This window comes from Streptococcus sp. HMSC034B05 (genome assembly GCF_001809055.1).
GTDB lineage: Bacteria > Bacillota > Bacilli > Lactobacillales > Streptococcaceae > Streptococcus > Streptococcus constellatus.
Genome location: NZ_KV795594.1, coordinates 1 through 24,761 on the forward strand (window position 1 = coordinate 1; position 24,761 = coordinate 24,761).

Genomic DNA, 24,761 nt, shown 5'->3' on the forward strand with positions numbered 1-24,761 from the left:
TTTTTGTAGCAAAGGGACTATTGTCCCAGACTCTACTTTTTCTATTCGATCACTAACATTCCTTCTTTGATAGCGAAAGGATCTTTTTCATTGATACGGTCATAAAACATAATACCGTTTGTATGATCGATTTCGTGTTGCACAACGATAGCATTATACCCTTTTAGTTTGATGCGGTGTTTTTCGCCTTCTTTGTCAAAATAGTCAACAGTGACACGTGCATGGCGAACAACATAACCAGAAACTTCGCGGTCAACTGATAAGCATCCTTCTCCTTCAGCAAGTGCCGCATCTTGGACAGAATGTGCCACTACTTTAGCATTATACATAACTGTTTGTAAAGCATAGGTCTCCTTAGGGGGATTGCCATCTTTGTTTGGCATGTTTGGAACTAAGACGGCAATAATTCGCTTAGAAATATCTAGTTGTGGAGCTGCTAGACCAACCCCGCCGCGAAGCCCCATTTTTTCAGCTATTACAGGATCTTGTGAATTTTTCAAAAATTGAAGCATCTTTTCACCCAAGATAATTTCTTGATCTGTAAGTGGAAAAGTAACGTCTTCTGCTACTGCTCGAAGCGTTGGATTCCCTTCACGAATGATATCATTCATATCAATTGAATGAGCCGGTTTTGTTAATTTTTCAATAACAGACATCTTTTCTCCTTTGTTTTCAAATTGGATTTTTATTCCAAGTTAAATTGTTTTGATATACGTTAAATATAACATAAAATAGAGGAGAAAGAAAGGAGAAAGAAATACAAGTAAATAGCAATGTAAAGAATGTGTGTACAAATAAATTAGTAAAAAATTAGTTTATTTTGCTTAAAGTTTCTAGCAAAAATATGTATGACATGCAGTTGGGCACCTAAAATATTACTAGTAAAAAATAAGATTACTTTTTAAGTAGGGGAACCAGAACGACTGCAAACTTTTTAAATTGTACCGAGGAATTATCTCATTCTGAGATTCTTTATGTAACAGGTCCAGAGGTGCTTAACTATCCTCAAGAGTTAGAAATAGCATCAGAAAGTCTCTGTAAACACTGGGCTAAAGTGAACAGACAATCTCTTAAAATAGTCTGTAGTCCTTATTTGTATTCTTCCAGACTGCTGGAAGATTATTTCTATCGTTTATTTGATAAGGTTCAAAAAGGCACAACCGCTCATGTCGAAAAGCACCCCAATGAAATTGCGAATTTTATCAATTCAGAAGATTTAGTAGAGCTGATCAGCAAAATTTTTGATAGTTGGAATGAGCAAACAGAAATTTTAAACATTTATAATCCGTTTGAAATTACTTTTCAGCATGTTGCACAAAAGTTAGAAGAGCTGGCATTCTATAAAAGTAAAATAGTGATTGATTCCAAATCACCTGAACTTTGTCTTTACCACTCCATAAGATGAAGATAATTTAAGACAACTTATGGATGGTTTATTCATTATTCACTTTTAGATGATCTAGCCGATTTGTATAAAAATTTTATTAAAGAAAGTAAAAAATCGAATAAGACTTATCAAAAGATAGCTGAGATTTTATTTGCTTTTTTCTTGCCTAGGGTATTGAGCGCAATGTTGAACGTTTTTAATTAATTGACATCTGTTTGCTTTTTGTTAGTTTGATTAATATTATTTTTGGAACAATCTATGGAATTTTTGCAGGAAGTCTTTCTATAATCGGATTATTTGTAGCAACTATTTTTTTCTGGGAGAAATTGGCAATCAATCGTATATAACACAGATAGATGGATTTCCTTTGCGGCTTATATGTTTGTCGCTCTTATTTGTGGGATTATCCAGATGAAATACCAAGATGAGAAGGAAATGTTAGAAAAAGAAAATCAGTTGCTAAATGAAAGAAATGAATTGTTATCTATCTCATATGAGGATGCAGCTTATAATCGCAAAAAATACCGCATCCGAGTGTATAATTTCAGTGAACGTAGTATCAAGCTGGAAAGAAAGAGAAAATTTGAAAATTATATAAAGAAACAGATCCTCTAACACGCGAGGAAACAGAGAAAATTATTCAAGGAGACTATGCATTTCTGCTTCATAGTCCTCATGCCTTATGTCGTGAATTTTACTTTGAGTGTATGACAAATGTAAAATGAAATCAATGTTGTATCTTATGCGCAGTCTTGATTTCTTTTTTGTTTTCATACGTTGCTAGATTGCGTCTTTTCGTAAAAAACTGTATGATAGTGGTAGTGTGATTTTAGAAAGAAGATAAGATGAAAAGATTCATGGAAAAAGCTAGCATTTTGGCTTTATCATTGGTTTTAACAACGGCATTTTCAATTTCTAGTAGCTTGCCGGCTATGTTCCAGTATTATAAGAATTACTCTTCCAGCCAAGTAGAATTATTAGTCTCCTTACCGTCCATTGGGATCATGTCTTTGTTGATGTTTAATAGTGTTTTGGAACGCTTTGTATCTGAGCGGTTCATGATTATACTAGGGCTAATTCTGTATTCTATTTGTGGTCTTATCCCATTTTTCAATCAATCTTATAATCTCGTTTTTGCTTCGCGCTTTGTTTTTGGGTTAGGTCTAGGTATGATGAATCCTCGAGCAATTGCCATTATTAGCGAGCGCTTTCAAGGGAGAGAGCGTGTGCAAATGTTAGGCTATCGTGGTTCAGCGGAAGTTGTTGGGATGGCCTTGTTGACTTTAGCGGTCGGACAACTCTTACACTTTGGTTGGACAACTACATTTTTGGTTTATACAGTTGGTTTCATCGTTTTGGCACTGTATCTTATGTTTGTTCCTTATGAAAAGAATGAATCCGATAAGCATAAACATCTCAAATCTGTTCGTAAAATGACTAGAAAACAAATAAATTTGAGTATCTTTTTAGCTTTCATAGCTGGTATGATTGTTTGTGCTAATGTCGCTATCACTTTACGGATCCCTAGTCTAGTCTTACAGGCAGAGATCGGCAACGCTGAAACAGCCAGCTGGATTCTTAGCTGTATGCAACTAGTGGGAATTTTGGCTGGTGTTAGTTTTGCCAGTCTAGTGAGCGTATTGAAAAATCGCTTATTGACAGTAACGGGAATTGTTTTTGGTCTAAGTCAAGTGATGATTGGATTTTCAAGTCAGATTTGGCTTTTAAGTTTGAGTGCTCTTTTGGCTGGCTTTGCTTATAGTGTATCTCTAACAGCGGTGTTTCATATTGTATCGGAGAAAATCCCTACTCATTTGGTAAATCGTGCAACAGCGATTGTCGTTTTGGGTTGCAGTAGCGGTGCTTCGGTATCAACATTCGTCTTATCTTTGATTGGAATCATTTCTTCTGCCCCAATCTTTATTTTTAGTGTGTTAGGAGTTTTCATGATGGCAACGTCAACTTTAGCGGCTTTTGTCACTCATAAACAAAACGAGGAAAAAGATGCGATTAGATAAGTTTTTAGTAGAAATGGGTCTTGGCTCACGAACAGAAGTCAAGCAACTTTTAAAGAAGAGACAAGTTTTGGTCAACGGGAAGGCTGTCACATCAGCGAAAGTACAAGTAGATGAATATCAAGATGAAATTTCAGTCAATAATCGAGTATTGGACTATGAAAGATTTGTCTATTATCTTTTAAATAAGCCGAAAGGCGTCATTTCAGCTACTGAAGATGCTAACCATCAAACAGTTTTGGATTTGTTAGATGAAAGTGCACGCCAGAAAGAAGTTTTTCCAGTTGGACGACTTGATATTGACACTCACGGACTTTTGTTATTAACCAATAATGGAGCTTTGGCACACGCTATGCTGTCTCCTAAAAAGCATGTAGCAAAAGTTTATCGTGCAAAGGTAGATGGGATTATAACTGAAAAAGATGTGGAACATTTTGAAGCAGGAATAGAACTCAAGGACTTTACCTGTCAGCCTGCAAAGTTGACCATAGTAAAAGTAAATGAAGAGCAACAGACTTCTCTTGTAGAGATTACAATTTCTGAAGGAAAATTTCATCAAGTGAAGCGAATGGTTGCAGCTTGTGGTAAAAAAGTAGCAGACTTAGAGCGCCTTGCTATGGGACCATTAAGTTTGGATAAAGAGTTGGCAACAGGAACTTTTCGTCGTTTGACACAGGAAGAAATAAAAAGTCTCAAACGATTTGGCGTAGAACTCTTATAATTTGTATCAGTTGACAAAAACTTTCCTTCTTGGTAAAATAAGAATGTCATAGAGACAAATAACTTCTTCTTGGTTGCAGGCCATGCCAAACCTGTCACTCGGATGAAGCGTAAAGAAAAGGAGCTTATCATGGCAATCTCAAAAGAGAAAAAAAATGAAATCATTGCACAATATGCACGTCACGAAGGTGACACTGGTTCAGTAGAGGTACAAGTAGCTGTCCTTACTTGGGAAATCAACCACCTTAACGAACACATCAAACAACACAAAAAAGACCACGCTACTTACCGTGGTTTGATGAAGAAAATCGGTCGCCGTCGTAACCTTCTTGCATACTTGCGTAAGAACGACGTTAACCGTTACCGTGAGTTAATCAACTCTCTTGGACTTCGTCGCTAATCTTGCGTCTAAAACGTTTCTATACTTCGTTGGCTTCGCCTCGATGTATCATCAGTACAATCTTCGGCTCGTCGCCTTGTCTATAAACGTTTTATCCAGCAAGAATCATGATGTTAAGGGCGCCAAAAATCCGTATGAAATAGGGAAACAATATAGTGTTCGATGAACACAAGGAGTTTCATCTTTTTTACTAGGATTTTAGCCTGAGCTCAAATCAGCTCTCTGACTTCAGAGGGCTTTGTGTTTTTATCAGCATGCTTAGGCCGTGTTCAATTGAGCATATCTTGAAAATGAGGCTACTCTAAATTGGGTAGCCTTTTTGTTTTGTATGGATTTTAGCCCGAGCTCAAATTAGTTCTCTGATTTCAGAGAGTTTTTTATTTTGTGACTTTTAGTCCGTCTCGCTCCGTAAGGTGCGAGACAAATAAACCACTTATTATGCGGGTGCGTAATGTTGGTTATACCCAAAAACTCCAAATGCGATACAATAAAGATATTCAGGATTACGATAAAGCGAAAGGGGAAAATATGGCGTAAAAAGGTATATAGTTTATCTTATACAAAATAAAAGGGAGTGAGACAGAACCCATTTTGAAAAAAATCTAGTCCGTTGTCTTACTCCTACGAGGATGATTAGGCGCTCTTCCGAGCTTGAAAAGCAATAGACTTGAGGACTTGCTTTGCAAAATCCACCAATTCAAAGTCGTGTTTTTGACACATCCTTATGGATGTTTTATTTCCGACATCCAATAATCCAGTAGACTATTGGAGTGGTCAGCTGTAGCATCGTTAATTTATTAAACGGTCTCCTTTGAAGCTAGAAACTTTCGTCCCAGTCTCCAATCATGTGTGCTTGTAAACTACCTGTTTGATGGGAATTATGATGGAAAATAATGTCTCTTGTTACAAGATCTCATTTCTCTTTTTAATATATTGTAGAGATGTATTTTACCAAGGCAATCCCGCTTCTGCAATTTCCTTCTTTGAAGCATATTGACCATTTGGGCGATGCCATCTGCCCCTTTTATCTCTAAAATAGCCACTAGCAGCTACAGTCTCTTCTTGTTGAGATGCTGCTTTTCTCTCTGCCTCTTGTCGAGCTTGCTCAGCTCGTTGCTGAATTGCATTTTGTACAAGATTAATTCGATGTTGAAGAGCTCCTTTTTTATTTGGATCGGTAATTTGCTCAACGGCAGCTTGAGCTGGAGCAATGTTCTCGGCTACTTGATTATCCTCAAGTTGTTTAACAGCCTGTTCACCTTGCTGGGTGATGCGCTGAATTTGAGCTTCTTTTTGAGCTTGTTCTTCTTTAGCTTTTCTCTCTGCCGCCTCTTTTTGTTTTCGCTCTTCCTCCGCTTTCTTCTCTTTCTTTTCTTTTTCGAGTTTTTCTTCTTTTTCTCTACTAGAATCGGAGTTTGAGGAGGAACTGCTTGCTTTTGAAGAGTTTGAAGATGAAGTTCTAGATGTAGAAGAAACTACTTGAGTTTGACTTTGTTGGCTTTCGGAGGATTCAAGATTGAATTTACTTACTGTATAGCTTCCTAGTATTCCTATTATCGCTGCAGCAATTGCTATATTTCTTTTGAAAACACTTGGATTTCGCTTTGCGAAATACCAAATACCAAAAACACCACCTAGAAACATTAATGGCATTGTAATTGGAGCCAATAAGATGATTAGAACAACACTCATGATAGCAAGAACGATGTTGAGCCTAGAATTATTTTTCCACTTTTTCATATTTCCCTCACATAAATTGGTTTTCGAAAATATCATATCACAACTTGTTATCGCTTTCAATAACTAGGAAGTGAAATTTTTCAAATTACCACAAACTTAAAAATTTTGTTTTAAATCAATTCATATAAAACAGCTTCAAATTGAAATCTGAAGCTGTGTAGATAATCTATTCTCCTAATTCCTCGCTGTAGGTAATAATCTGATCAACTGTATCAGACAAGAACTGAATTGTGTCGCGGAGTGGTTTGTCTGTGGAAATGTCAGCTCCGATGATACGAGCAGTCTCAAGTGGCGTTTTACTTCCACCAGATTTGAGGAAGGTGAGCCAATCGTGAGCTCCATTTTTGTCATTTTTCAAATGAAGATAGCCAGTAGTAGAGATGACAAGCCCTGCTGAATAGGTATAACTGTATAGTCCCATATAATAGTGACTTTGCCGCATCCAAGTGAGCGCAGCATCATCGTCGATTTCGACTGCATCACCCCAAAACTCGGTAAGAACTTCTTTCATAATACTGTTAAGCTTCGCAGCACCAAAAGTTTCGCCTGCTTCAACGAGATTATAAACCCGGCGTTGGAAGGCTGCTTCCAAGAGATGGGTGATAAAGTTATGGAAGTAAGTGTCCGTTAGACGGTGAGCGAGTGCAAATCGCTTTTGACGTGGATTGTCAAATTGATGTTCCAAATAGTCGCTAAGTAAGAGTTCGTTGAAGGTAGAAGGAGCTTCTACGTAATAGGTCGACATGTGGGTATTGAAATAGCTTTGACTATTGTCAGAGAAGATGAACTGACCAGAGTGACCAATTTCATGAATCAGAGTATACACATCACTCATACGGCCTGTCCAACTCATAAGAACATAAGGATGCACGCGATAAGGATCAGTGGCATAGCCACCAGAGTCCTTGCCAGCATTCGCTGCAAAATCCACCCAGCGCTCTTTTTGGTAATTGGCAATTTCGCGTGTATATTCTTCTCCGAGTGGAGCAACGGATTTCATCACTAAGTCATAAGCGTCCTCAATAGTGACATCAGGATTGAGTGCACTGTCCAAGTCCAGCTTCCAATCTGCAAAGGTCATTTTTTCGAGGCCGTTGATCTTAGCAACGTGCTTGAGGAACTTTTGTGCAACAGGTGCAAATTCAGTCATGATGAGGTCAATTTGCCGATTGAACATAGAGCGATCTACCTCTTGCTCAGCCAAAAGATAGTCAAAGACAGAGTCATAGCCTTTCATATCTGCTAGAAGCTTTTCAGATTTGACCTGAGCCAGATAGGCAGCAGCAGTATTTTGGTGCTGACGAAGGCCTTCTGAGAAAGAGCGGAAAGCTTTTTCACGGATTTCTGTATTTTCGTGGTTTTGATAGAAATTCTCATAGGTAACAAAGCTGTTTTTATAAACTTTGCCGTTTACTTCGAAGTCAGCCATGGCAAAGTCGCCAGCCCGCATCTTAGTGTAAATATCCTGTGGGCTGTAAAAAACTTCACTAAGATTTGTCAGAGTCTTTTCGACATCCGCTCCCAGATAGTGGGCTTTTTTAATTTTAGCTTGGCGGATAGCTGAGGTCAAATGGGCTTCTTGGCCTAGTCTCTCCAAGACAGCCTCATCTGCGCCGACCAGGGCGTCGTCAAAGAAGCTGAGAGCAACGCTAGCTCCTGTTTCGAAATCTGTACCAGCTTGCGCAATCTGTGCAAAATTTTCATCACCGTAGTCCGTTGTTTGTGGCATAAAACTGTAGTTGCCGATATGACTTCTTTGAATATAGATTTGTTCCAATTCAGCAAAGGCCTTTTCAAAATCCTCAAAAGTATGAAGGTTGTCCTTATAATCCCGTATGAACTGGTTAATGTCTTCACGAGTTTTTTCAATCGCCCTCAGGAAATCTTCACGGTCTTGATAGAGAGCTGTTAAGTCCCACAGTTCCTTTTCTGGAAACTCAGAACGTTGTTTTTGTTCAACCATATCTATTCTCCTTGTTACTAGCTTTCTTTCTAGTATAGCAAAAAATAAGAATAATAGATAACATTTCAAAAATTCTTGCTAAAAAGCTATTTTAAGGCTTTTTCTTTTGGTGTAAAATATGATAAAATAAAATTTATACGTGCTTGATACAAAGATGAGGATAGACAAAGTATAAAAAATGCTTAAACTTTCTATCAACAGTCGTGGCTATGGAAAAAGGTGTGCTGAACAGGATAATGAGTTATTTTATTGAAACAAAGCTTATGCCTAATTATGCAAGCAGAAATTTTTGGAATGAAACTCAGGATTCATTTTTAATATCCTAAATCTATCTTGATCTTTGTAGGCAAGACGTATAAAAAATTAGAAATTGAGCATAGACTCAAAGAGGAATAATTATGGTAAAACAAATATTTAAAACCACTTTTGCTGGCAAAGAATTAGTGGTTGAAACTGGACAAGTGGCGAAGCAAGCGAATGGTAGCGTAGTGGTGCGCTATGGTGAAAGTACCGTTTTGACAGCAGCCGTTATGTCAAAGAAAATGGCGACTGGCGATTTCTTCCCGCTTCAAGTCAATTATGAAGAAAAGATGTACGCAGCTGGGAAATACCCTGGTGGCTTTAACAAGCGCGAAGGACGCCCTTCGACGGACGCGACTTTGACCGCTCGCTTAATCGACCGTCCCATTCGTCCCATGTTTGCGGAAGGTTTCCGCAATGAAGTTCAGGTTATCAATACTGTTCTTTCTTATGATGCGGATGCTTCAGCACCTATGGCAGCTATGTTTGGTTCATCTCTTGCGTTATCAATCTCAGATATTCCTTTTAATGGTCCAATTGCTGGTGTGCAAGTTGGCTATGTCAATGGAGAATTGGTCATCAATCCAAGTCAAGAACAAAAAGAAGCTTCGTTATTGGAATTAACCGTTGCAGGAACTAAAGAAGCGATTAACATGGTGGAATCTGGTGCCAAAGAATTATCAGAAGAAGTGATGCTGGAAGCCCTTTTGAAAGGTCATGAAGCAGTGAAGGAATTGATTGCTTTCCAAGAAGAAATCGTGGCAGTAGTTGGAAAAGAAAAAGCAGAAGTTGAGCTTCTTCGTGTTGATGAAGAATTGCAAACAGAAATTGTAGCCGGTTATAATGCTGATCTTCAAAAAGCCGTTCAGGTAGAAGAAAAATTAGCTCGTGAAGCCGCAACGCAAGCAGTCAAAGACGAAGTAATAGCCCTTTACGAAGAAAAATATGCTGACCACGAAGAATTTGACCGCATCATGCGTGATGTGGCTGAAATTTTAGAGCAAATGGAGCATGCAGAAGTACGGCGTTTAATTACTGAGGACAAGATTCGTCCAGATGGTCGTAAGGTAGATGAAATTCGTCCATTGGATGCTGAAATTGACTATCTGCCGCGCGTGCATGGCTCTGGTCTCTTTACTCGTGGGCAAACGCAGGCTTTATCTGTCTTGACCTTGGCGCCAATGGGTGAGACGCAAATTGTGGACGGACTTGATCCAGAGTACAAGAAACGCTTTATGCATCATTATAATTTCCCACAGTATTCTGTAGGAGAAACGGGACGCTATGGAGCACCTGGTCGTCGGGAAATCGGTCATGGAGCTCTTGGTGAACGTGCACTTGCGCAAGTTCTCCCTAGTCTAGAGGATTTCCCTTATGCAATCCGTTTGGTAGCAGAAGTTCTTGAGTCAAATGGTTCATCTTCACAGGCCTCAATTTGTGCCGGGACGCTGGCTCTCATGGCCGGTGGGGTACCAATTAAAGCACCTGTAGCCGGAATCGCTATGGGGCTCATTTCAGATGGTAGCAACTACACGATTTTAACAGATATTCAAGGCTTAGAAGATCATTTCGGAGATATGGATTTCAAGGTGGCTGGTACACGTGAAGGAATTACTGCTCTTCAAATGGATATCAAGATTGAAGGAATTACTGCTGAAATCTTGCAAGAAGCATTGGCTCAAGCTAAGAAAGCACGTTTTGAAATTTTAGATTTGATTGAACGTACGATTCCAGCTCCTCGCACAGAACTCGCTCCAACTGCTCCGAAGATTGACACCATTAAGATTGATGTTGATAAGATTAAGATTGTCATTGGCAAGGGCGGTGAAACGATTGACAAGATTATCGCAGAAACAGGTGTCAAGATTGATATAGACGAGGAAGGAAATGTTTCTATTTACTCTAGCGATCAAGATGCGATTAATCGTGCTAAGGAAATCATTATAGCACTTGTGCGTGAAGCAAAAGTAGATGAAGTGTATCATGCCAAAGTGGTTCGAATTGAGAAATTCGGTGCTTTTGTCAATCTATTTGACAAGACAGATGCCTTAGTGCATATCTCTGAAATGGCTTGGACGCGTACTAATAAAGTTGAAGATTTGGTACAACTTGGTGATGAAGTAGATGTCAAAATCATCAAGATTGATGAAAAAGGTCGTGTGGATGCTTCTATGAAAGCATTGCTTCCGCGCCCTCCTAAAGAGGATAAGGAGAAAAAACATCATCATAAAACACATAAAGAGCATAAAGTTGTTCGAGAAGAAAAGGCACAAGACTAGAAAGGTAGCTAAGTGTTTACTTTCAGTCTAAAGCTAGAAAGGAGTCATCATGGGTTGGTGGAAAGAGACAATAGCGATTGTAAAAGAAAATGATCCAGCAGCTCGCTCCTTGCTCGAGGTGCTGTTGACTTATCCTGGTATTAAGGCTTTAGCAGCTCATCGGATTTCTCACTTTCTTTGGAATCATGGTTGTAAACTCTTAGCTCGGATGCATAGTCAATTTTGGCGTTTTTGGACCCAGATTGAGATTCATCCGGGAGCAAAGATTGCTTCGGGTGTTTTCATTGATCACGGGAGTGGCTTAGTGATTGGTGAGACGGCTGTTGTGGAAAAAGGAGTGATGCTTTATCATGGTGTTACTCTTGGAGGAACTGGTAAAGATGCTGGGAAACGTCACCCAACGGTTCGCCAAGGCGCACTCATTTCCGCTCATGCGCAACTCATTGGTCCGATTGAAATCGGTGAAAATGCCAGGGTAGGAGCGGGTGCAGTAGTGGTGGCAGATGTACCAAGTGATGTGACAGTTGTTGGTATACCGGCTAAAATCGTCCGTGTGCATGGTCAAAAAGATACTCCAACTATCAAGAATTTAGAAGAAATCCGCGAAGAAAGTTATTACTCATCTAAATTGTAGTGAGAAATGGTTGAATGTAGGCTCAAAAGAAAGTGTATATAGCGTGCTATTAGAGGAATTTGAAGATGTAGCTGGGGTTATTGAACCAACAGACAGGCAGGTTATTGCTAAGGGAGAGATTTGTAAAACTATCATCTTGTCTTTTAACGGAGAAATTTTGAAACGTTTGATTGAGTCAGAAGAAGTTTATCCAGGAGGCTGTTTAAAAAATCTGAACGGTCAATTTCTTTGGTATATATATAAATGTGATGGAAATCAAGTTGCAGTCATGACAGCGCTTATTGGAGCTCCATCAATGATTGGTCAATTGGAGGAATTGGCAGCCAGAGGTTTCAAGAATTTCATCATTCTAGGATCTTGTGGCGTTTTGGATCGCTCGATTGAGGCGGACAAGATTATCCTGCCTGCTGCTGCTTTGCGAGATGAAGGCACTAGCTATCACTATGCCCCACCGGGTGATGAAATCGCTTATGACGAGCCCCTGTTGATTCAGCTGGAAGCTATCTTTGACAAGCACGATATTGAGCATATCCGCGCCAAGTCTTGGACGACTGATGCCTTTTATCGGGAAACGCCTGATAAGGTCAAGCGTCGCTTAGCTGCTGGAGCCCAAGTGGTGGACATGGAAGCTTCAGCTATTATGGCTTGGAGCCAATTTCGCAAGACCAAAGTCTATCAGTTCTTCTACACAGCTGACTATGTGGATCATCATAACCGAACCTGGGATGCTCGCCATAACGAACGGAAGGCTGCTGCCATGACTTTTTTCACGATCGCTTTGACAATAGCAAAGGAACTAGAAAGGAACTGAGTAGGAACAGAAAGTTTGAAAATAGAAGACTGCTTCTGTAGTTGATCTTATCTGCTTTCTAAGGACTCTCAGCATCGTAAATATGATCAAAATCTATGATACTATGACTCGCAGCCTACGTGAATTTGTGCCTATTGAGGAGGACAAGGTTCGCATGTATGTCTGCGGTCCGACTGTTTATAACTATATCCATGTCGGTAATGCCCGCTCAACAGTAGCTTTTGACACGGTTCGTCGCTATTTTGAGTATCGAGGCTTTGAGGTCAATTATATTTCCAATTTTACAGATGTAGATGATAAGATTATCAATCGAGCCAAGGAAGAAGGTATCACACCAAAAGAAGTGGCTGACAAGTACATCGCAGCTTTTCGTGCTGACGTTAATCAACTAGGTGTTAAGCCAGCTACTCAGCATCCGCGCGTGATTGACTTTATGGAGGATATCATTGACTTTGTGCAGACTTTGGTGGATAAGGGCTACGCTTATGAGTCAGAGGGTGATGTCTATTTCCGAGTGGAAAAGTCTCACAATTATGCCAAACTAGCTAACAAAACCTTGGCTGATTTAGAGTTAGGCGCTTCTGGTCGGACAGATGAGGAGACCACCCGCAAGGAAAATCCAGTGGACTTTGCCCTCTGGAAGGCGGCTAAACCGGGCGAGATTTTCTGGGATAGCCCTTGGGGAGCAGGTCGTCCGGGCTGGCATATCGAGTGTTCGGTCATGTCGACAGAGATCTTGGGCGATACCATTGATATCCACGGTGGTGGAGCAGACTTAGAGTTTCCTCACCATACCAATGAAATCGCCCAGTCAGAGGCCAAGACCGGTCAGACTTTTGCCAACTACTGGATGCACAATGGCTTTGTCAATATTGACGACGTTAAGATGTCCAAATCTCTAGGCAATTTTATCACCGTTCATGATGCTCTTAAGACCATTGACGGTCAGGTACTGCGTTTCTTCTTTGCTACCCAGCATTATCGCAAGCCGATTAATTTCACAGAAAAAGCTGTTCATGATGCAGCGACTAATCTCAAATATTTGAAGAATACCTATGAGCAGCCTTTCACTGATCAGGCAGATTCAGCTCAGCTTCAAGTCTTGCTGGATAAGTTCACTGCCGCTATGGACGAAGATTTCAATGCAGCTAATGGCATCACGGTTGTCTTCGAGCTAGCCAAGTGGATCAACTCTGGCAACTACACCGCTGAAGTCAAGGAAGCCTTTGCTAAGCTTTTAGAAGTTTTTGGCATCGTCTTTGTAGAAGAAGTCTTGGATGCAGACATTGAGCGTTTGATTGAGGAACGCCAAACAGCGCGTGCTGCCAAGGATTTTGCGACAGCTGATAAGATCCGTGATGAATTGGCAACACAAGGAATCAAGCTATTAGATGGTAAGGACGGAGTGAGGTGGACCCGTGACTGATGTCAATTTGATTAACGGCATCGCCCTCGCTTTTGAGGGAGATGCTGTCTACTCCATGTATATCCGACGTCACCTAATTTTTCAGGGATTGACCAAGCCCAATCAGCTGCATAGGGAAGCGACTAAGTATGTTTCGGCTAAAGCGCAAGCCAATCTCATCTCTCTCATGTTAGAAGAGGGAATCCTGACAGAAAAGGAAGAAGAAATCTACAAGCGTGGACGCAATGCCAATAGTCATACAAAAGCTAAAAATGCCGATATCATTACTTATCGCATGTCTACAGGCTTTGAGGCTATTATGGGCTACCTACATATGACGGGAGCTATTGAGCGCTTAGAAGAGTTAATTGACTGGTGCATTGTCAGAGTGGAGAGCACAAATCATGATAAAAAGTAATTTGTTAGAATGGTTTCCTCAAGGGAAGTTTCAATCCAATCCGAGCGTAAAAGAAGATGAAGTGGCAATTCCCTTATCAAAAAATCAATGGCTATTATTAAAAATGAGTAGCTTGACAGAAAGAGAACAACAGCTTGTTTCTTTACTGACTGGAGAAGAGTCAGCGTTTGATGGTGGACCTTGGTACGATTATCTGGTTCATAGTCGTGGCAAATTGCCAAAAAGTGTACAAAAGATACAATTTGTTCATTGTCATTTATTCCATTATGAAAATGAAACAATCGGATCTTGGTTAGAAATGATGCGGACCATACTGCCCAATAGAATAGCAGATTTTCAGCTGTCTTCTCAGGATTATATCTTTGTATTAGATCAGACGCAACTTATCCCCGTAAAAGCTGTCCTTCGTGATACTTTATCAGCCATCGAATATGACTTTAGCCTAGCTCTCACAATTCAAATCGGACAGATTTGGTCTCAAATGTTTGAAGAGAGCTACTTTGAGCTATTTCAAGCAGAGAATGCCCTTTTTACTAAGTGGTGGGAACAGGCTCAGCATTCTAATGTGCATTCTTTTTCCCAACTCTTTTTATGGGGGATTAGCCAAAAGGATTTCATATTGCCAATCTTAACAAAGAAACTTCATCAATTGATTGAAAGTCAGGATCAGCTCGTTGATATTATTGCCGCTTTGTGGGAAAATACAGCGGTTGTGACAAAAGCTGCTCAGCAGTTGTATATTCATCGGAACACGTTACAATATCACATCGATAAATGGGAAGAATTGACGGGTTTACAGCTAAAAGACCTAACAGATTTGACGCTATGTTATCATGTTATTTTAACTGATTTATTCTAATGTTTTGTGCACCCTGCACAAGACATTTTCTTTTAAATTTGTTCACATTGCCATAGAAAAATAAAGCGTTTTCATATAGAATGAAATCATAACAACAAAGGAGTTCTATTTTATGGTAGAATTAAATTTAAAAAATATTTACAAAAAATATCCAAACAGCGAACATTACTCTGTAGAAGACTTCAACTTGAATATAAAAGATAAGGAATTTATCGTTTTCGTTGGTCCTTCAGGATGTGGGAAATCTACTACACTTCGTATGATTGCTGGACTTGAAGATATCACGGAAGGTGAATGTTCAATTGATAGTCGCGTGGTCAATGATGTTGCGCCAAAAGATCGTGACATTGCCATGGTTTTCCAAAACTACGCTTTGTATCCACACATGACTGTGCATGATAATATGGCTTTTGGTTTGAAACTTCGTAAATACAGCAAGGATGATATTGAAAAACGTGTAAATGAAGCAGCAGAGATTCTTGGCTTGAAAGAATTTTTAGATCGTAAACCTGCAGACCTTTCTGGTGGGCAACGTCAACGTGTAGCGATGGGACGTGCTATTGTTCGTGATGCAAAAGTATTTCTTATGGATGAACCGCTTTCTAACTTGGATGCTAAATTGCGGGTATCTATGCGGGCAGAAATTGCTAAAATCCACCGTCGTATTGGGGCAACCACTATCTATGTTACCCATGACCAAACAGAAGCAATGACTTTGGCTGATCGTATCGTTATCATGTCTGCAACAAAGAATCCTTCAGGAACGGGTACAATTGGACGTATAGAACAAATCGGTACCCCACAAGAAGTTTACAAAAACCCAGTTAATAAATTTGTTGCAGGCTTTATCGGAAGCCCAGCGATGAACTTCATCAATGTAACTTTGAAAGGTGATGAAATTGTAGCACAAGACCTTTCTCTGAAAGTACCAGAAGGTGCCTTGAAGGTACTTCGTGAAAAAGGCTATGAAGGCAAGAAACTCATTTTTGGTATTCGTCCAGAAGACATCAATACAGAAGCTGCTTTCCTTGAAACCTTCCCAGATTCAGTAGTACATGCTAAAATCTCTGTATCCGAATTGCTTGGTTCGGAATCTCATTTGTATTGCCAAGTGGCTGACAATGAATTTATTGCTAAAGTAGATGCTCGTGATTACCTCAAAGCTGGAGCAGGTATTGACCTTGGCTTTGACTTGAACAAAGCACACTTCTTTGATCCAGAAACAGAAAAGACAGTTTATTAATTTACAATGCCTTTAGAATAATTAATAAGAGAATGCAGGATGCCTTGTTTTTAATACAAGACTCCTGCGTTTTTTATAGAAGAAAATTTGGATTTAACGGTAAAGTGATTTATAAATAAGAAGAAGCATTTTAAATTTTATGTTATACTAAAGTCATGGAAAATAACGATATTGTCTACGGTGTACATGCTGTGACGGAAGCTCTCATGGCCAATACTGGAAATAAACTCTATATTCAAGATGATCTACGTGGGAAAAATGTTGCTAAGATGAAAGATTTGGCAGCAGAAAAAAAGGTTTCCATTTCTTGGACTACCAAAAAAACATTACAAGAAATGACAGGTGGTGCCGTTCATCAAGGTTTTGTTTTGCGTGTTTCAGAATTTGCTTATACGGATTTTGAGGTGATGTTGAAAATGGCAACTCAGGAAAACAATCCTCTCTTGCTCATTTTAGATGGTCTAACAGATCCGCATAATTTAGGCTCTATTTTACGGACGGCTGATGCGACAAATGTTACAGGCATCATTATTCCGAAGCATCGAGCAGTTGGTGTCACGCCGGTCGTTGCTAAGACCTCTACAGGAGCTGTAGAGCACGTTCCGATCGCTCGGGTGACCAACCTCAGCCAAACTTTGGACAAGCTGAAAAATGCAGGTTTTTGGATTTTTGGAACGGATATGAATGGAACTCCGTCTACTAAGTGGAATACAGCAGGCAAACTCGCTCTGATTATCGGCAACGAAGGTAAAGGCATTTCTGCTAATATTAAAAAGCATGTAGATGAAATGATTACCATTCCTATGAATGGACATGTGCAGAGCCTTAATGCTAGTGTGGCTGCAGCCATTCTCATGTATGAAGTGTTTAGAAATCGCTTATGAAAAGACAAATTTTACTAGTTTATGCTTGCCGGATGACTGCCTTTTGAAAGGAAACTGGTCCATTTTTAAACCAGAGCGAACGGAGTGTAGAACGAAATTTTTTCCTGATAAATTGAGGAATGAGGCTGATTTTTAAGATTTGGAAAGAATTTGTGACTTCAATGCTCCAAGAGATGCTTAGTGTTCATCAGAACTTATTCAGTGTGACAGTCGTTTTGATTGATGAGAACGAAATGGTAGATGATGGCATTGATATGAAGTAGCAAACCACGAGCTCAATCATCTGTGGTAATGAGCAGTGGACTGTCTTTGCCCAAGGAACTTTGCGTGTTTCGGCTTGTGAACTAGAAAAGAAAATAGCTATTACAAAGTCGGATCTGAATCAAATGAGCCAACAGCTTCAAATGGGAAAACCACCTTTATGTCCTATGGACAATCCAACCTTACGCAATTTATAGAAAATGATGGAGAAAAAAGAAAGATGACTTTTAAGATTTTAACGGATTCAACAGCAGATCTTCCAGAAAGCTGGGCTTTAGAAAATGATGTTCAAATTCTCGGTCTGACTATTCAGCTGGATGGAGAGACGTATGAAACAGTCGGAGATAAGAAACTAACGAGTGAGCAGCTTCTTTCTAAAATGGAAGCCGGTAGCCAGCCGACAACTAGTCAAATCAATGTTGGTCAGTTTGAAGCTATCTTTCGTCACTATGCTGAGATCGGCATGCCAGTCCTTTATATTGCTTTTGCATCTCTTTTATCAGGAACTTATCAGAGTGCAGTCATGGCACGGGATATAGTTTTAGAAGATTTTCCAGAAGCTGTCATCCAAATGATAGATACCAAGGCTGCATCTATGGGAGAAGGTCTTTTAGTGATGAAAGCGGTAGAGGCAAAAACTGCTGGGCAAAGTTTAGAACAGGTAGTAACCTTGATAGAATCCTTACTGCCAAAAGTGCGTACTTATTTCCTCGTGGATGATTTGAACCATCTCATGCGAGGCGGACGGATTTCAAAAACGGCAGCTCTCATGGGGAATTTGGTCAATATCAAGCCGATTATTGCCGTTAAAGCAGATGGTAGGCTAGATTCTGTGGCTAAAGTTCGTGGCAAGAAAAAAGCTCATGCTGAAGTAGTGCGCATGACTTTGGAAGGTATTTCTGATCCACGTGTGGTAATTGCTTATGCAGGGTCAAACAGTCAGGATGTGGCTCAAGTATTAAAAGAGCAACTTCTTCTATCAGATCAGGTTAATGAAGTTTTAATCCTACCATTAGGGCCCGTTATTGCCACCCATACTGGTCCTAGAACTTTGGGATTATTTAGTATTGCCCATGAAAATCAAGATTAAACGGAATGAAACCGTTCTTTCATAAATAATTTACCAAATATATTGACTTTTACCCCTAAAATTTGGTATGATAGTAGGCGGTATTGTTTACCCCATTTGTAAGGCCCCGGAACCTTCCAAATAACTTGCGGACCGGAACATCCGCTCTGTAAACAAAAACGATATTCATATAGGAGAAATCATGAACAAAACAACATACATGGCTAAGCCAGGTGAAGTTGAACGGAAATGGTACGTAGTAGACGCTACTGATGTACCTCTTGGACGCCTTTCTGCTGTTGTAGCAAGCGTGCTTCGTGGAAAAAATAAACCAACTTTTACACCTCATACTGATACAGGTGACTTCGTAATTGTTATCAATGCTGAAAAAGTAAAATTAACTGGTAAAAAGGCAACTGATAAAGTTTACTACACTCACTCAATGTACCCAGGTGGATTGAAATCTATTACTGCTGGTGAACTCCGCTCTAAGAATGCTGTTTGCTTGATTGAGAAATCAGTTAAGGGTATGCTTCCACACAATACTCTTGGCCGTGCTCAAGGTATGAAATTGAAAGTATTTGTAGGTGCTGAGCACACTCATGCTGCACAACAACCAGAAGTTCTTGATATTTCAGGACTTATCTAAGGAAAGGAACAAATAAGCTATGTCACAAGCACAATATGCAGGTACTGGACGTCGTAAAAACGCTGTTGCACGCGTTCGCCTTGTTCCAGGAACTGGTAAAATCACTGTAAACAAAAAAGATGTTGAAGAGTACATCCCACACGCTGACCTTCGCCTTGTCATCAACCAACCATTTGCAGTTACTTCAACTGTTGGTCAATACGACGTTCTTGTAAACGTTATCGGTGGTGGTTACGCTGGTCAAGCAGGAGCTATCCGTCACGGTATCTCTCGTGCCCTTCTTCAAGTAGATCCAGACTTCCGCGATTCACTCAAACGCGCTGGTCTCCTTACTCGTGATGCCCGTATGGTTGAACGTAAGAAACCAGGTCTTAAGAAAGCTCGTAAAGCTTCACAATTCTCAAAACGTTAATCAATACGATTATATCAACGTTTCAAAGCACTCAAGAGTTTACCTTATGGGTGCTTTTTTAATATTTTTTGGGAAAGTTCACCTCAAAGTTTACCTTATTGTTTTAGAGACTTTAAAGCAAATTCACCAACTGCCATAGGAACTACATTCGAAGTATTGACATAAATTTGAGTTGTACCTGTATCGCTATGCGTTAGTGCTTCAGAAATGTCTTTTAACTTCATTCCTGCTTGTTTGGCAAGTGTCGCTCCTGTATGCCGCAGTTTATGAGGTGTAGCATGTGCCAGCTCTTTATGTCGCTTTCTAATGCTTTTCATTTTATTGTTTAGATAGTCGGCGTGTAAAGGCTTATTGATGTTTCCTTTTGTGTCGATATATGTAAAAACAAATTGTTCTGGATTACTGATGATGCCAAACTTTGCTAGTTCATATTTTTGTTGTTCTTTCCAAGAGGTAAGAAGTTGAAGTAAGTCATTAGAAATAGAGAAAATAGTTTTCTTATTTCCCTTAGTAGATTTTACTTGTCCATATCTATCTAAAGCTTGAATTAGCTGAATCTGCGATTTTGAAAAGTCTATATGTTTCCATTGAAGAGCGTAGGTTTCAGATTTTCTATCGCCTAAGAAAAAAGTGAGATAAAATAGGACATAATCTTTAAGGGTTATTTTATCATTATCTAAATCTTCTTGAAATGCTGAGAACCATTCTTGTAGTTGTTCATGAGTTAGATATAAATCTTCCTCTCTCTTTGACTCTGCAAGTTGAATCTTTTTAGTGGCTTTTATTCTTCTTAATATTTTTGCAACTTTATTAGCTTCTATATATTCAAGTTCTTCTGCCCAGTCAAAAATAGAAATCACATAGCTACGTAAAGATTTGAAGTTTGCATATTCATTAGCCTTAGACGTCATTAGATTTAGGATAACTTGCTTATTTTGGTTTAGAAACTGTATCGTATAGTTTCCAAGAAGTGGCAGTATATGTTTTTCAAAACAGGTTTTTGTATTAGCGATTGTTGACCTGCTTGGTGGTTTAGAAGTAGATGTAGTTTGTCCTGCTTTATAAGAGTCCCACCAGATATTGTTATAGAAGTCTGAGAAAAGAATATCTCCTTTTGCTAGTCCTGTAAATTCATTATCTTCTATTTGATTTAACTTGCTAAGCAAGTCTATCTCAGCGTACCTTGCCTCCTTTCTAGTTTTAAATCGCTTATCGTAATAATTGCTATTAACAATACCAAGTGGCATTCGTGCTTCAATTGGGATATAGACTTTTAAGCGATAAGTTCCGTTTTTTGTCTTACTGATAGTCATGATATTCTCCTTGTGTATCGAACCAGAAAATATCATGACTATTATAAAATAAAAATCTTGATTTTTCTAGTTGTTACCGTTTAGCCAGCGGTCAATAGCGTCCTTGCGGAATCGAATTGTTTTTCCAATTTTGATGGATGGGAGCCCCTTTTGAATCCATGAATCAAGAGTATTGTTGGAAATTCCCAAATAGTCGCAAGTCTGTTGTTTGTTCAAATAGGGACAGCTTAAAGTATTTTTTTCTAATTGTTGTTTAATTTCTTTTTGAATAAGATTGGATAGCAATAGTTGAATCTGATGAATCTGTTCATCAGGAAGAATTACTTGCATTTATTACCCTCCTTCTTATCTTGGTTCCTCATTGGATTGCATCGACGTGAATCTAAATACTTAGCAAAAAAGTAGGTACGCTCAATGATAAGTCCAAGAAGTGGTGTATGTTTAGCTCGTGCATACCAGACGAGTTCTTCAAACTCTGTGAAGTCATTCTGTTCAATAATATCCACAACTTCATGCATGAAATAATCTGACTTATTTTCTACAAGAAATTTATCGAGATTAAAACCACATCCAACTTCAATATCATTTATATCATACTGAGTTTTCTCCTTATTTTCGGCATGAATGAAGTAGTCAAATAGACCTTTGGGAGATTGTACGATTTCTACATGAGCAGGGCCATTCAACTTGTCCTTGATTATCTCGGAAACTTGTTTATAACTTTTGAGAGAATCAAAGAAGAAAGCCCCGTGTTTGTGAGATTTTTTTAGTTCCCCAGTTTGTCGATTAATATCTTTATCGTGCCAAGGACTCAGGACGAAGGGGATGTGTAGTTCTTCAAGAACTTCAAGGTAGTCGGCAGGGGCACTTTCTTTGTAAAAAAGGAATGTCCACTTGCTAGAGCGTTGTTCTTTTGTCATTTTGATATACCTTTCTGATTACTGATTACAGGATAATTGGGGGTCGTAGTAACCCCATTACATCGCATGATTAGATATTTTGAAGAAGTAGTGCTTTTGGCTTTCACTACGTGGGCCAAGCACTACTTCTTCTTTTATCGTCTCGTACCTATGTACCATAGTTTATTTCCTTCTCTGTTTGGAGAAGAGAAATAATAATCAGTATTTTTACTAAAAATTTCCTCTTTGATATGAGCTTCCATATCACGTAAGAGTTTTTGAGCTTGTTGTGTTCTAGGGTATTTTAGAAAGACGACAACTGAGTCTTTTCTAATATCCACGCTTGCTTTTCTTGCTGTTTGATTGAAATTTTTTAGAATAGGGTTGAATTTCGTTACGGTAGTCTGATTATCAATGGTGATCACTGACTCTGATTTTTCATCTTGCTTTAGAAATTGTCGCAAGCGAATTGTTTGATAAATCGATTTGAAGTAATTTAGGATATTATCACTGATAATACGTTGAGCTAACTCAACAGTGACTAAAGAAGCTACAATTAGCAACAGTATGATGGCAGTTTGTTTTGTATAGTTTCCAAAAAGATTAAGTTTGTCTTGGATAAGAACAATAGTATTATCTAGAAACGGAATATCAAAGTTACCAAACAGTTTTACGAGTAGATTGAGAGCGAAGCTTAGCATGAAACTAGTAAGCCCGAAGAGAAGGAGGTAGGAAATGAGATTGTATGTTTTTTGAAAGAAAGTCTTTTTCATGCTTATAGTATGCCTTTCTTGGTATAATATGTAGGACAGAGAAGTGGAAGAACTTGATAAGGATGTTCATTATCAATGATTTGAATCAGTCCCGTCCCCTTACCTATTGGTATAACAATCCCTTCAGGGTCTAAATCGGGAAAGAGAAATTGTGTGGTCTTCTTATTGATGTTTCCGATTTGGATAAGAACGTTTAACTGTTCACGAACAGAGATAGGGATTGTATTGTGGTCAAAGCGCTGGCTTACTAAAAGAAGATGTACTTTAGTAGCACGACCGAGTAGAGCAATCTGAGATAAGAGTGAAAAGAAGGAATCTTTAATAGTTTTATTGATACCTTCTGAAAGGGCTAAGACCTCATCAATGACAATCGTTAGATGGTCAAAAATATGCTCAGGATTATCGTAGAGGATTTCTTGCCTTTGTTGGATAAGATTGAGACAGGAACTGAGATTTTCATTAATCTCTGAAACAAAGTCTGACTTCGAGCGATTCTTTTGAGGATGTATAACAGCAATACCATTTTCACGACACCATCTACTTGGCTCATCGAATTTACCATCAACGATAATGAGGTCGGAAATATGTTTTAAGAGACTTAAAAAATAAGTGAGAGCGTAGGATTTTCCTGAACCACTGTTTCCAGCAATAGCAATATGAGTAACCTTGTTATAATCAATGCTTAGATTCTTCATGATAGGAATGAGATTATCTTTTTGGGAGAGTGAGAACTCTTCCAAATTTGAAATGACAAGGCGTTCAGATATTCCTTCTTTCCAAGGGAAGAATAGACCACGCTGGATATGTATATCATCCGTATCTAGTGCCATAAAATAGGCTGAATTTTGCTTGAGAAGTGTGAAGCGAGGGTAGAGAGCTGCGTTCGCAATCAGGAAGATTTTCTGATAGAGTTCATCATCAATAATATAACCTGCTGGTAAGCGAGGAAGAAAAAGAAAGCCTTCTTCCATAATCTTGCAGTCAAAACTATTAGTGTAGCTACTTTCTCCCTGCACAATACTTCCAAGTCCCATGTTGAGGCTTTGGAGCAGATATTGTCCTAGTTCTCGATTTGTCATTATTTAACCTCTTTTAGATTATCGGCTTTGAAGTAAACATTGAATCCTACTTCACAGGCTTGAAGATTTTCAAATTCAATTATTGCCATGTAGGTTGGAAGAGAAATTTCAGTTTCAAATTTGACTTGGAAAGGTGGCAGTCCCTTTTGTGAAAACCAAGCTTTGTGCGCTATAATCTCTCCTGTTGGTTGACCTTCTTCAAATTTGATTTGAGGTTCAAGTTCTGTACTCAAGCAGACAATAGCCTGCTTTGGGTCAATGTATTCATTTGCAGTATTGACTGAATAGGCATTTTTGCGATTATTCGTTTTCATAGAATTGTACCTGCTTTCTAAGTTCTTTGTTGCTGTGTTCGTTTTAAGTCTTGAACTTGACTGTGTTAGCTAACTACACTTATATTCTAAATTATTTTATTCAATCACACTTTCAAGATTTTTGAAAGTGCAAAAGTCAAAGTTGTGCTACAAGAGCGACAAATTCAACCAACCATTCTTCTATGCTATCTGCTATTTGATAAGAAGTTTCCTCTTTAGGAAAGGTTGGAAAGAAATCATATAAAGTAGTTGCTAAGAAAGTGAGATTCTTCTGAATTTCTTTTTCTTTCGTCTGAAAGAGATGCTTCGCAAAATTATATTTGTCAGTAAGAATGAGATTTGTGAGATGAACAATGAGTGACTCACAAAAGGCAAGATTTGGGAAGAAAATACTTTTTACATTGGGAAGTTTTAAAGTTTCTTGTAATGCATCTATAGTATCTAAAGTGATATTCCGTTTACCTTGTAGGATTTGACTAATAGTGGGAGCAGAAATAAGTATTGGTTCATCGTACTCATAGTAAAAAATGGAGTTCTGAAGGATTTCCTGTTCAATCAATTGTTGCTTGATAGCTTCTCCGAGTAATTTACTGTAGATAGTTCTGATTTTGGCTTTTAACATAAGTTATCCTTTCCAGCCCTAGGATGGAAAGAAACAGAATAATCATTACAGTTACCGAGTAGATACAAAAAGGCACAACAAAGAAACGGTGAAACAGTAATATGTAGAAGTAGCTTATTCGTAGCTAGTCATTATATTGTTTCAATCCGTCCATTTGATGCGCGTCAATTGGGACTAATATATTTTACTTATAATTCTATTTTAGTGTATTCAGAAAAATATTTGGAAAAGCAAAGAGCCTTTCATATCAAGGAATAGGAAATTTAAATGAAATTTCAAAAATGAAATTTCATGTAGATAGTGTATAATAGA

Annotated in this window: 26 protein-coding genes and 1 pseudogene; 17 read left to right on the forward strand and 10 right to left on the reverse strand. The window is 38.8% G+C overall.

Annotation, left to right across the window (positions count from 1 at the left end):
* Positions 1–41 precede the first annotated feature (41 nt).
* Complete coding sequence (gene def / locus HMPREF2542_RS01995; protein ID WP_003070685.1) at positions 42–656, reverse strand: peptide deformylase; 615 nt, start codon at positions 654–656, stop codon at positions 42–44.
* A 335-nt stretch (positions 657–991) separates the two neighbouring features.
* Here def and HMPREF2542_RS02000 point away from each other — a divergent pair, with 335 nt between their 5' ends.
* From HMPREF2542_RS02000 to rpsO, 5 genes and pseudogenes are all read left to right on the forward strand, one after another.
* Complete coding sequence (locus tag HMPREF2542_RS02000; RefSeq protein ID WP_070484209.1) at positions 992–1,405, forward strand: hypothetical protein; 414 nt, start codon at positions 992–994, stop codon at positions 1,403–1,405.
* Positions 1,406–1,900: 495 nt separating this feature from the next.
* Positions 1,901–2,106: pseudogene (locus tag HMPREF2542_RS10240) on the forward strand (transporter); the annotation flags it as partial.
* Positions 2,107–2,232: 126 nt separating this feature from the next.
* Positions 2,233–3,405 carry an MFS transporter gene (locus tag HMPREF2542_RS02010; RefSeq protein WP_049476129.1) on the forward strand — a complete coding sequence of 391 codons (1,173 nt, stop codon included), beginning with the start codon at positions 2,233–2,235 and terminating at the stop codon, positions 3,403–3,405.
* Positions 3,392–4,123, forward strand: a complete 732-nt coding sequence (locus HMPREF2542_RS02015) for a pseudouridine synthase (protein ID WP_058669879.1) — start codon at positions 3,392–3,394, stop codon at positions 4,121–4,123. The genes HMPREF2542_RS02010 and HMPREF2542_RS02015 overlap by 14 nt, the downstream gene beginning before the upstream one ends.
* Positions 4,124–4,252: 129 nt before the next feature.
* Positions 4,253–4,522: a 30S ribosomal protein S15 gene (gene rpsO, locus HMPREF2542_RS02020; protein ID WP_001018251.1), complete on the forward strand. Its 270-nt coding sequence runs from the start codon at positions 4,253–4,255 to the stop codon at positions 4,520–4,522.
* A gap of 948 nt (positions 4,523–5,470) precedes the next feature.
* On the opposite strand, the gene HMPREF2542_RS02025 is transcribed toward rpsO, so the two are convergent.
* Complete coding sequence (locus tag HMPREF2542_RS02025; RefSeq protein ID WP_058669878.1) at positions 5,471–6,262, reverse strand: mitofilin family membrane protein; 792 nt, start codon at positions 6,260–6,262, stop codon at positions 5,471–5,473.
* Between the two features lie 166 nt (positions 6,263–6,428).
* The gene (gene pepF, locus HMPREF2542_RS02030; protein WP_070484215.1) at positions 6,429–8,225 is read right to left on the reverse strand and encodes an oligoendopeptidase F; all 1,797 of its coding nucleotides are present in this window, start codon (positions 8,223–8,225) and stop codon (positions 6,429–6,431) included.
* Positions 8,226–8,623: 398 nt separating this feature from the next.
* On the opposite strand from pepF, the gene pnp reads away from it, so the two are divergent.
* The 12 genes from pnp (at position 8,624) to rpsI (ending at position 19,449) form a co-directional block, all read left to right on the forward strand.
* Entirely contained in the window at positions 8,624–10,804 is a 2,181-nt protein-coding gene (gene pnp, locus HMPREF2542_RS02035; protein ID WP_037598042.1) for a polyribonucleotide nucleotidyltransferase, read from the forward strand.
* Positions 10,805–10,853: 49 nt separating this feature from the next.
* Positions 10,854–11,438: a serine O-acetyltransferase gene (gene cysE, locus HMPREF2542_RS02040; protein ID WP_003070672.1), complete on the forward strand. Its 585-nt coding sequence runs from the start codon at positions 10,854–10,856 to the stop codon at positions 11,436–11,438.
* A 43-nt stretch (positions 11,439–11,481) separates the two neighbouring features.
* Positions 11,482–12,249: a nucleoside phosphorylase gene (locus HMPREF2542_RS02045; RefSeq protein WP_058670396.1), complete on the forward strand. Its 768-nt coding sequence runs from the start codon at positions 11,482–11,484 to the stop codon at positions 12,247–12,249.
* 82 nt (positions 12,250–12,331) lie between these two features.
* Positions 12,332–13,675, forward strand: a complete 1,344-nt coding sequence (gene cysS / locus HMPREF2542_RS02050) for a cysteine--tRNA ligase (protein ID WP_058669876.1) — start codon at positions 12,332–12,334, stop codon at positions 13,673–13,675.
* Positions 13,668–14,072 carry a Mini-ribonuclease 3 gene (locus HMPREF2542_RS02055; RefSeq protein ID WP_039677651.1) on the forward strand — a complete coding sequence of 135 codons (405 nt, stop codon included), beginning with the start codon at positions 13,668–13,670 and terminating at the stop codon, positions 14,070–14,072. Before cysS ends, HMPREF2542_RS02055 begins: the two co-directional genes overlap by 8 nt.
* A complete protein-coding gene (locus tag HMPREF2542_RS02060) occupies positions 14,059–14,931 on the forward strand; it encodes a helix-turn-helix domain-containing protein (protein ID WP_058669875.1) in 873 nt (290 codons plus the stop codon). The genes HMPREF2542_RS02055 and HMPREF2542_RS02060 overlap by 14 nt, the downstream gene beginning before the upstream one ends.
* Positions 14,932–15,043: 112 nt before the next feature.
* Positions 15,044–16,174 carry an ABC transporter ATP-binding protein gene (locus HMPREF2542_RS02065; protein WP_003070659.1) on the forward strand — a complete coding sequence of 377 codons (1,131 nt, stop codon included), beginning with the start codon at positions 15,044–15,046 and terminating at the stop codon, positions 16,172–16,174.
* Between the two features lie 155 nt (positions 16,175–16,329).
* Positions 16,330–17,058 carry a 23S rRNA (guanosine(2251)-2'-O)-methyltransferase RlmB gene (gene rlmB, locus HMPREF2542_RS02070; RefSeq protein ID WP_058669874.1) on the forward strand — a complete coding sequence of 243 codons (729 nt, stop codon included), beginning with the start codon at positions 16,330–16,332 and terminating at the stop codon, positions 17,056–17,058.
* 119 nt (positions 17,059–17,177) lie between these two features.
* Positions 17,178–17,321, forward strand: a complete 144-nt coding sequence (locus HMPREF2542_RS10070) for a hypothetical protein (protein ID WP_156921874.1) — start codon at positions 17,178–17,180, stop codon at positions 17,319–17,321.
* 218 nt (positions 17,322–17,539) lie between these two features.
* A complete protein-coding gene (locus tag HMPREF2542_RS02075; protein ID WP_058670395.1) occupies positions 17,540–18,409 on the forward strand; it encodes a DegV family protein in 870 nt (289 codons plus the stop codon).
* A 181-nt stretch (positions 18,410–18,590) separates the two neighbouring features.
* Positions 18,591–19,037: a 50S ribosomal protein L13 gene (gene rplM / locus HMPREF2542_RS02080; RefSeq protein WP_006270233.1), complete on the forward strand. Its 447-nt coding sequence runs from the start codon at positions 18,591–18,593 to the stop codon at positions 19,035–19,037.
* A gap of 19 nt (positions 19,038–19,056) precedes the next feature.
* On the forward strand, positions 19,057–19,449 hold the full coding sequence (rpsI, locus tag HMPREF2542_RS02085; RefSeq protein WP_003026228.1) for a 30S ribosomal protein S9: 393 nt from the start codon (positions 19,057–19,059) through the stop codon (positions 19,447–19,449).
* A gap of 95 nt (positions 19,450–19,544) precedes the next feature.
* Here rpsI and xerC read toward each other — a convergent pair whose 3' ends face one another.
* The 7 genes from xerC to HMPREF2542_RS02120 form a co-directional block, all read right to left on the reverse strand.
* Positions 19,545–20,762 carry a site-specific integrase gene (xerC, locus tag HMPREF2542_RS02090; RefSeq protein WP_058669873.1) on the reverse strand — a complete coding sequence of 406 codons (1,218 nt, stop codon included), beginning with the start codon at positions 20,760–20,762 and terminating at the stop codon, positions 19,545–19,547.
* 66 nt (positions 20,763–20,828) lie between these two features.
* Complete coding sequence (locus tag HMPREF2542_RS02095) at positions 20,829–21,092, reverse strand: helix-turn-helix domain-containing protein (RefSeq protein WP_058669872.1); 264 nt, start codon at positions 21,090–21,092, stop codon at positions 20,829–20,831.
* Positions 21,083–21,682: a replication protein gene (locus HMPREF2542_RS02100; RefSeq protein ID WP_058669871.1), complete on the reverse strand. Its 600-nt coding sequence runs from the start codon at positions 21,680–21,682 to the stop codon at positions 21,083–21,085. The genes HMPREF2542_RS02095 and HMPREF2542_RS02100 overlap by 10 nt, the downstream gene beginning before the upstream one ends.
* A 134-nt stretch (positions 21,683–21,816) precedes the next feature.
* Positions 21,817–22,434: a hypothetical protein gene (locus tag HMPREF2542_RS02105; protein WP_058669870.1), complete on the reverse strand. Its 618-nt coding sequence runs from the start codon at positions 22,432–22,434 to the stop codon at positions 21,817–21,819.
* A 2-nt stretch (positions 22,435–22,436) separates the two neighbouring features.
* A complete protein-coding gene (locus HMPREF2542_RS02110) occupies positions 22,437–23,513 on the reverse strand; it encodes a P-loop NTPase family protein (RefSeq protein WP_070484217.1) in 1,077 nt (358 codons plus the stop codon).
* Complete coding sequence (locus HMPREF2542_RS02115; RefSeq protein WP_058669868.1) at positions 23,513–23,827, reverse strand: hypothetical protein; 315 nt, start codon at positions 23,825–23,827, stop codon at positions 23,513–23,515. Before HMPREF2542_RS02115 ends, HMPREF2542_RS02110 begins: the two co-directional genes overlap by 1 nt.
* A gap of 136 nt (positions 23,828–23,963) precedes the next feature.
* Positions 23,964–24,449 (reverse strand): helix-turn-helix domain-containing protein, encoded by a 486-nt coding sequence (locus HMPREF2542_RS02120; protein WP_058669867.1) that lies wholly within the window; start codon positions 24,447–24,449, stop codon positions 23,964–23,966.
* Positions 24,450–24,761 lie beyond the last annotated feature (312 nt).

What these genes read in the sequence shown, in the direction of transcription:
- HMPREF2542_RS02010 (WP_049476129.1), top strand. Translation starts at nt 2,233, where the DNA reads ATGAAAAGATTCATGGAAAAAGCTAGCATTTTGGCTTTATCATTGGTT.
- HMPREF2542_RS02025 (WP_058669878.1), bottom strand. Translation starts at nt 6,262, where the DNA reads ATGAAAAAGTGGAAAAATAATTCTAGGCTCAACATCGTTCTTGCTATC.
- cysS (WP_058669876.1), top strand. Translation starts at nt 12,332, where the DNA reads ATGATCAAAATCTATGATACTATGACTCGCAGCCTACGTGAATTTGTG.
- HMPREF2542_RS10070 (WP_156921874.1), top strand. Translation starts at nt 17,178, where the DNA reads ATGAGGCTGATTTTTAAGATTTGGAAAGAATTTGTGACTTCAATGCTC.
- pepF (WP_070484215.1), bottom strand. Translation starts at nt 8,225, where the DNA reads ATGGTTGAACAAAAACAACGTTCTGAGTTTCCAGAAAAGGAACTGTGG.
- HMPREF2542_RS02120 (WP_058669867.1), bottom strand. Translation starts at nt 24,449, where the DNA reads ATGTTAAAAGCCAAAATCAGAACTATCTACAGTAAATTACTCGGAGAA.
- HMPREF2542_RS02065 (WP_003070659.1), top strand. Translation starts at nt 15,044, where the DNA reads ATGGTAGAATTAAATTTAAAAAATATTTACAAAAAATATCCAAACAGC.
- xerC (WP_058669873.1), bottom strand. Translation starts at nt 20,762, where the DNA reads ATGACTATCAGTAAGACAAAAAACGGAACTTATCGCTTAAAAGTCTAT.
- HMPREF2542_RS02015 (WP_058669879.1), top strand. Translation starts at nt 3,392, where the DNA reads ATGCGATTAGATAAGTTTTTAGTAGAAATGGGTCTTGGCTCACGAACA.
- def (WP_003070685.1), bottom strand. Translation starts at nt 656, where the DNA reads ATGTCTGTTATTGAAAAATTAACAAAACCGGCTCATTCAATTGATATG.
- rplM (WP_006270233.1), top strand. Translation starts at nt 18,591, where the DNA reads ATGAACAAAACAACATACATGGCTAAGCCAGGTGAAGTTGAACGGAAA.
- HMPREF2542_RS02075 (WP_058670395.1), top strand. Translation starts at nt 17,540, where the DNA reads ATGACTTTTAAGATTTTAACGGATTCAACAGCAGATCTTCCAGAAAGC.
- HMPREF2542_RS02110 (WP_070484217.1), bottom strand. Translation starts at nt 23,513, where the DNA reads ATGACAAATCGAGAACTAGGACAATATCTGCTCCAAAGCCTCAACATG.
- HMPREF2542_RS02105 (WP_058669870.1), bottom strand. Translation starts at nt 22,434, where the DNA reads ATGAAAAAGACTTTCTTTCAAAAAACATACAATCTCATTTCCTACCTC.
- HMPREF2542_RS02100 (WP_058669871.1), bottom strand. Translation starts at nt 21,682, where the DNA reads ATGACAAAAGAACAACGCTCTAGCAAGTGGACATTCCTTTTTTACAAA.
- cysE (WP_003070672.1), top strand. Translation starts at nt 10,854, where the DNA reads ATGGGTTGGTGGAAAGAGACAATAGCGATTGTAAAAGAAAATGATCCA.
- HMPREF2542_RS02095 (WP_058669872.1), bottom strand. Translation starts at nt 21,092, where the DNA reads ATGCAAGTAATTCTTCCTGATGAACAGATTCATCAGATTCAACTATTG.
- pnp (WP_037598042.1), top strand. Translation starts at nt 8,624, where the DNA reads ATGGTAAAACAAATATTTAAAACCACTTTTGCTGGCAAAGAATTAGTG.
- HMPREF2542_RS02115 (WP_058669868.1), bottom strand. Translation starts at nt 23,827, where the DNA reads ATGAAAACGAATAATCGCAAAAATGCCTATTCAGTCAATACTGCAAAT.
- HMPREF2542_RS02060 (WP_058669875.1), top strand. Translation starts at nt 14,059, where the DNA reads ATGATAAAAAGTAATTTGTTAGAATGGTTTCCTCAAGGGAAGTTTCAA.
- rpsO (WP_001018251.1), top strand. Translation starts at nt 4,253, where the DNA reads ATGGCAATCTCAAAAGAGAAAAAAAATGAAATCATTGCACAATATGCA.
- rpsI (WP_003026228.1), top strand. Translation starts at nt 19,057, where the DNA reads ATGTCACAAGCACAATATGCAGGTACTGGACGTCGTAAAAACGCTGTT.
- rlmB (WP_058669874.1), top strand. Translation starts at nt 16,330, where the DNA reads ATGGAAAATAACGATATTGTCTACGGTGTACATGCTGTGACGGAAGCT.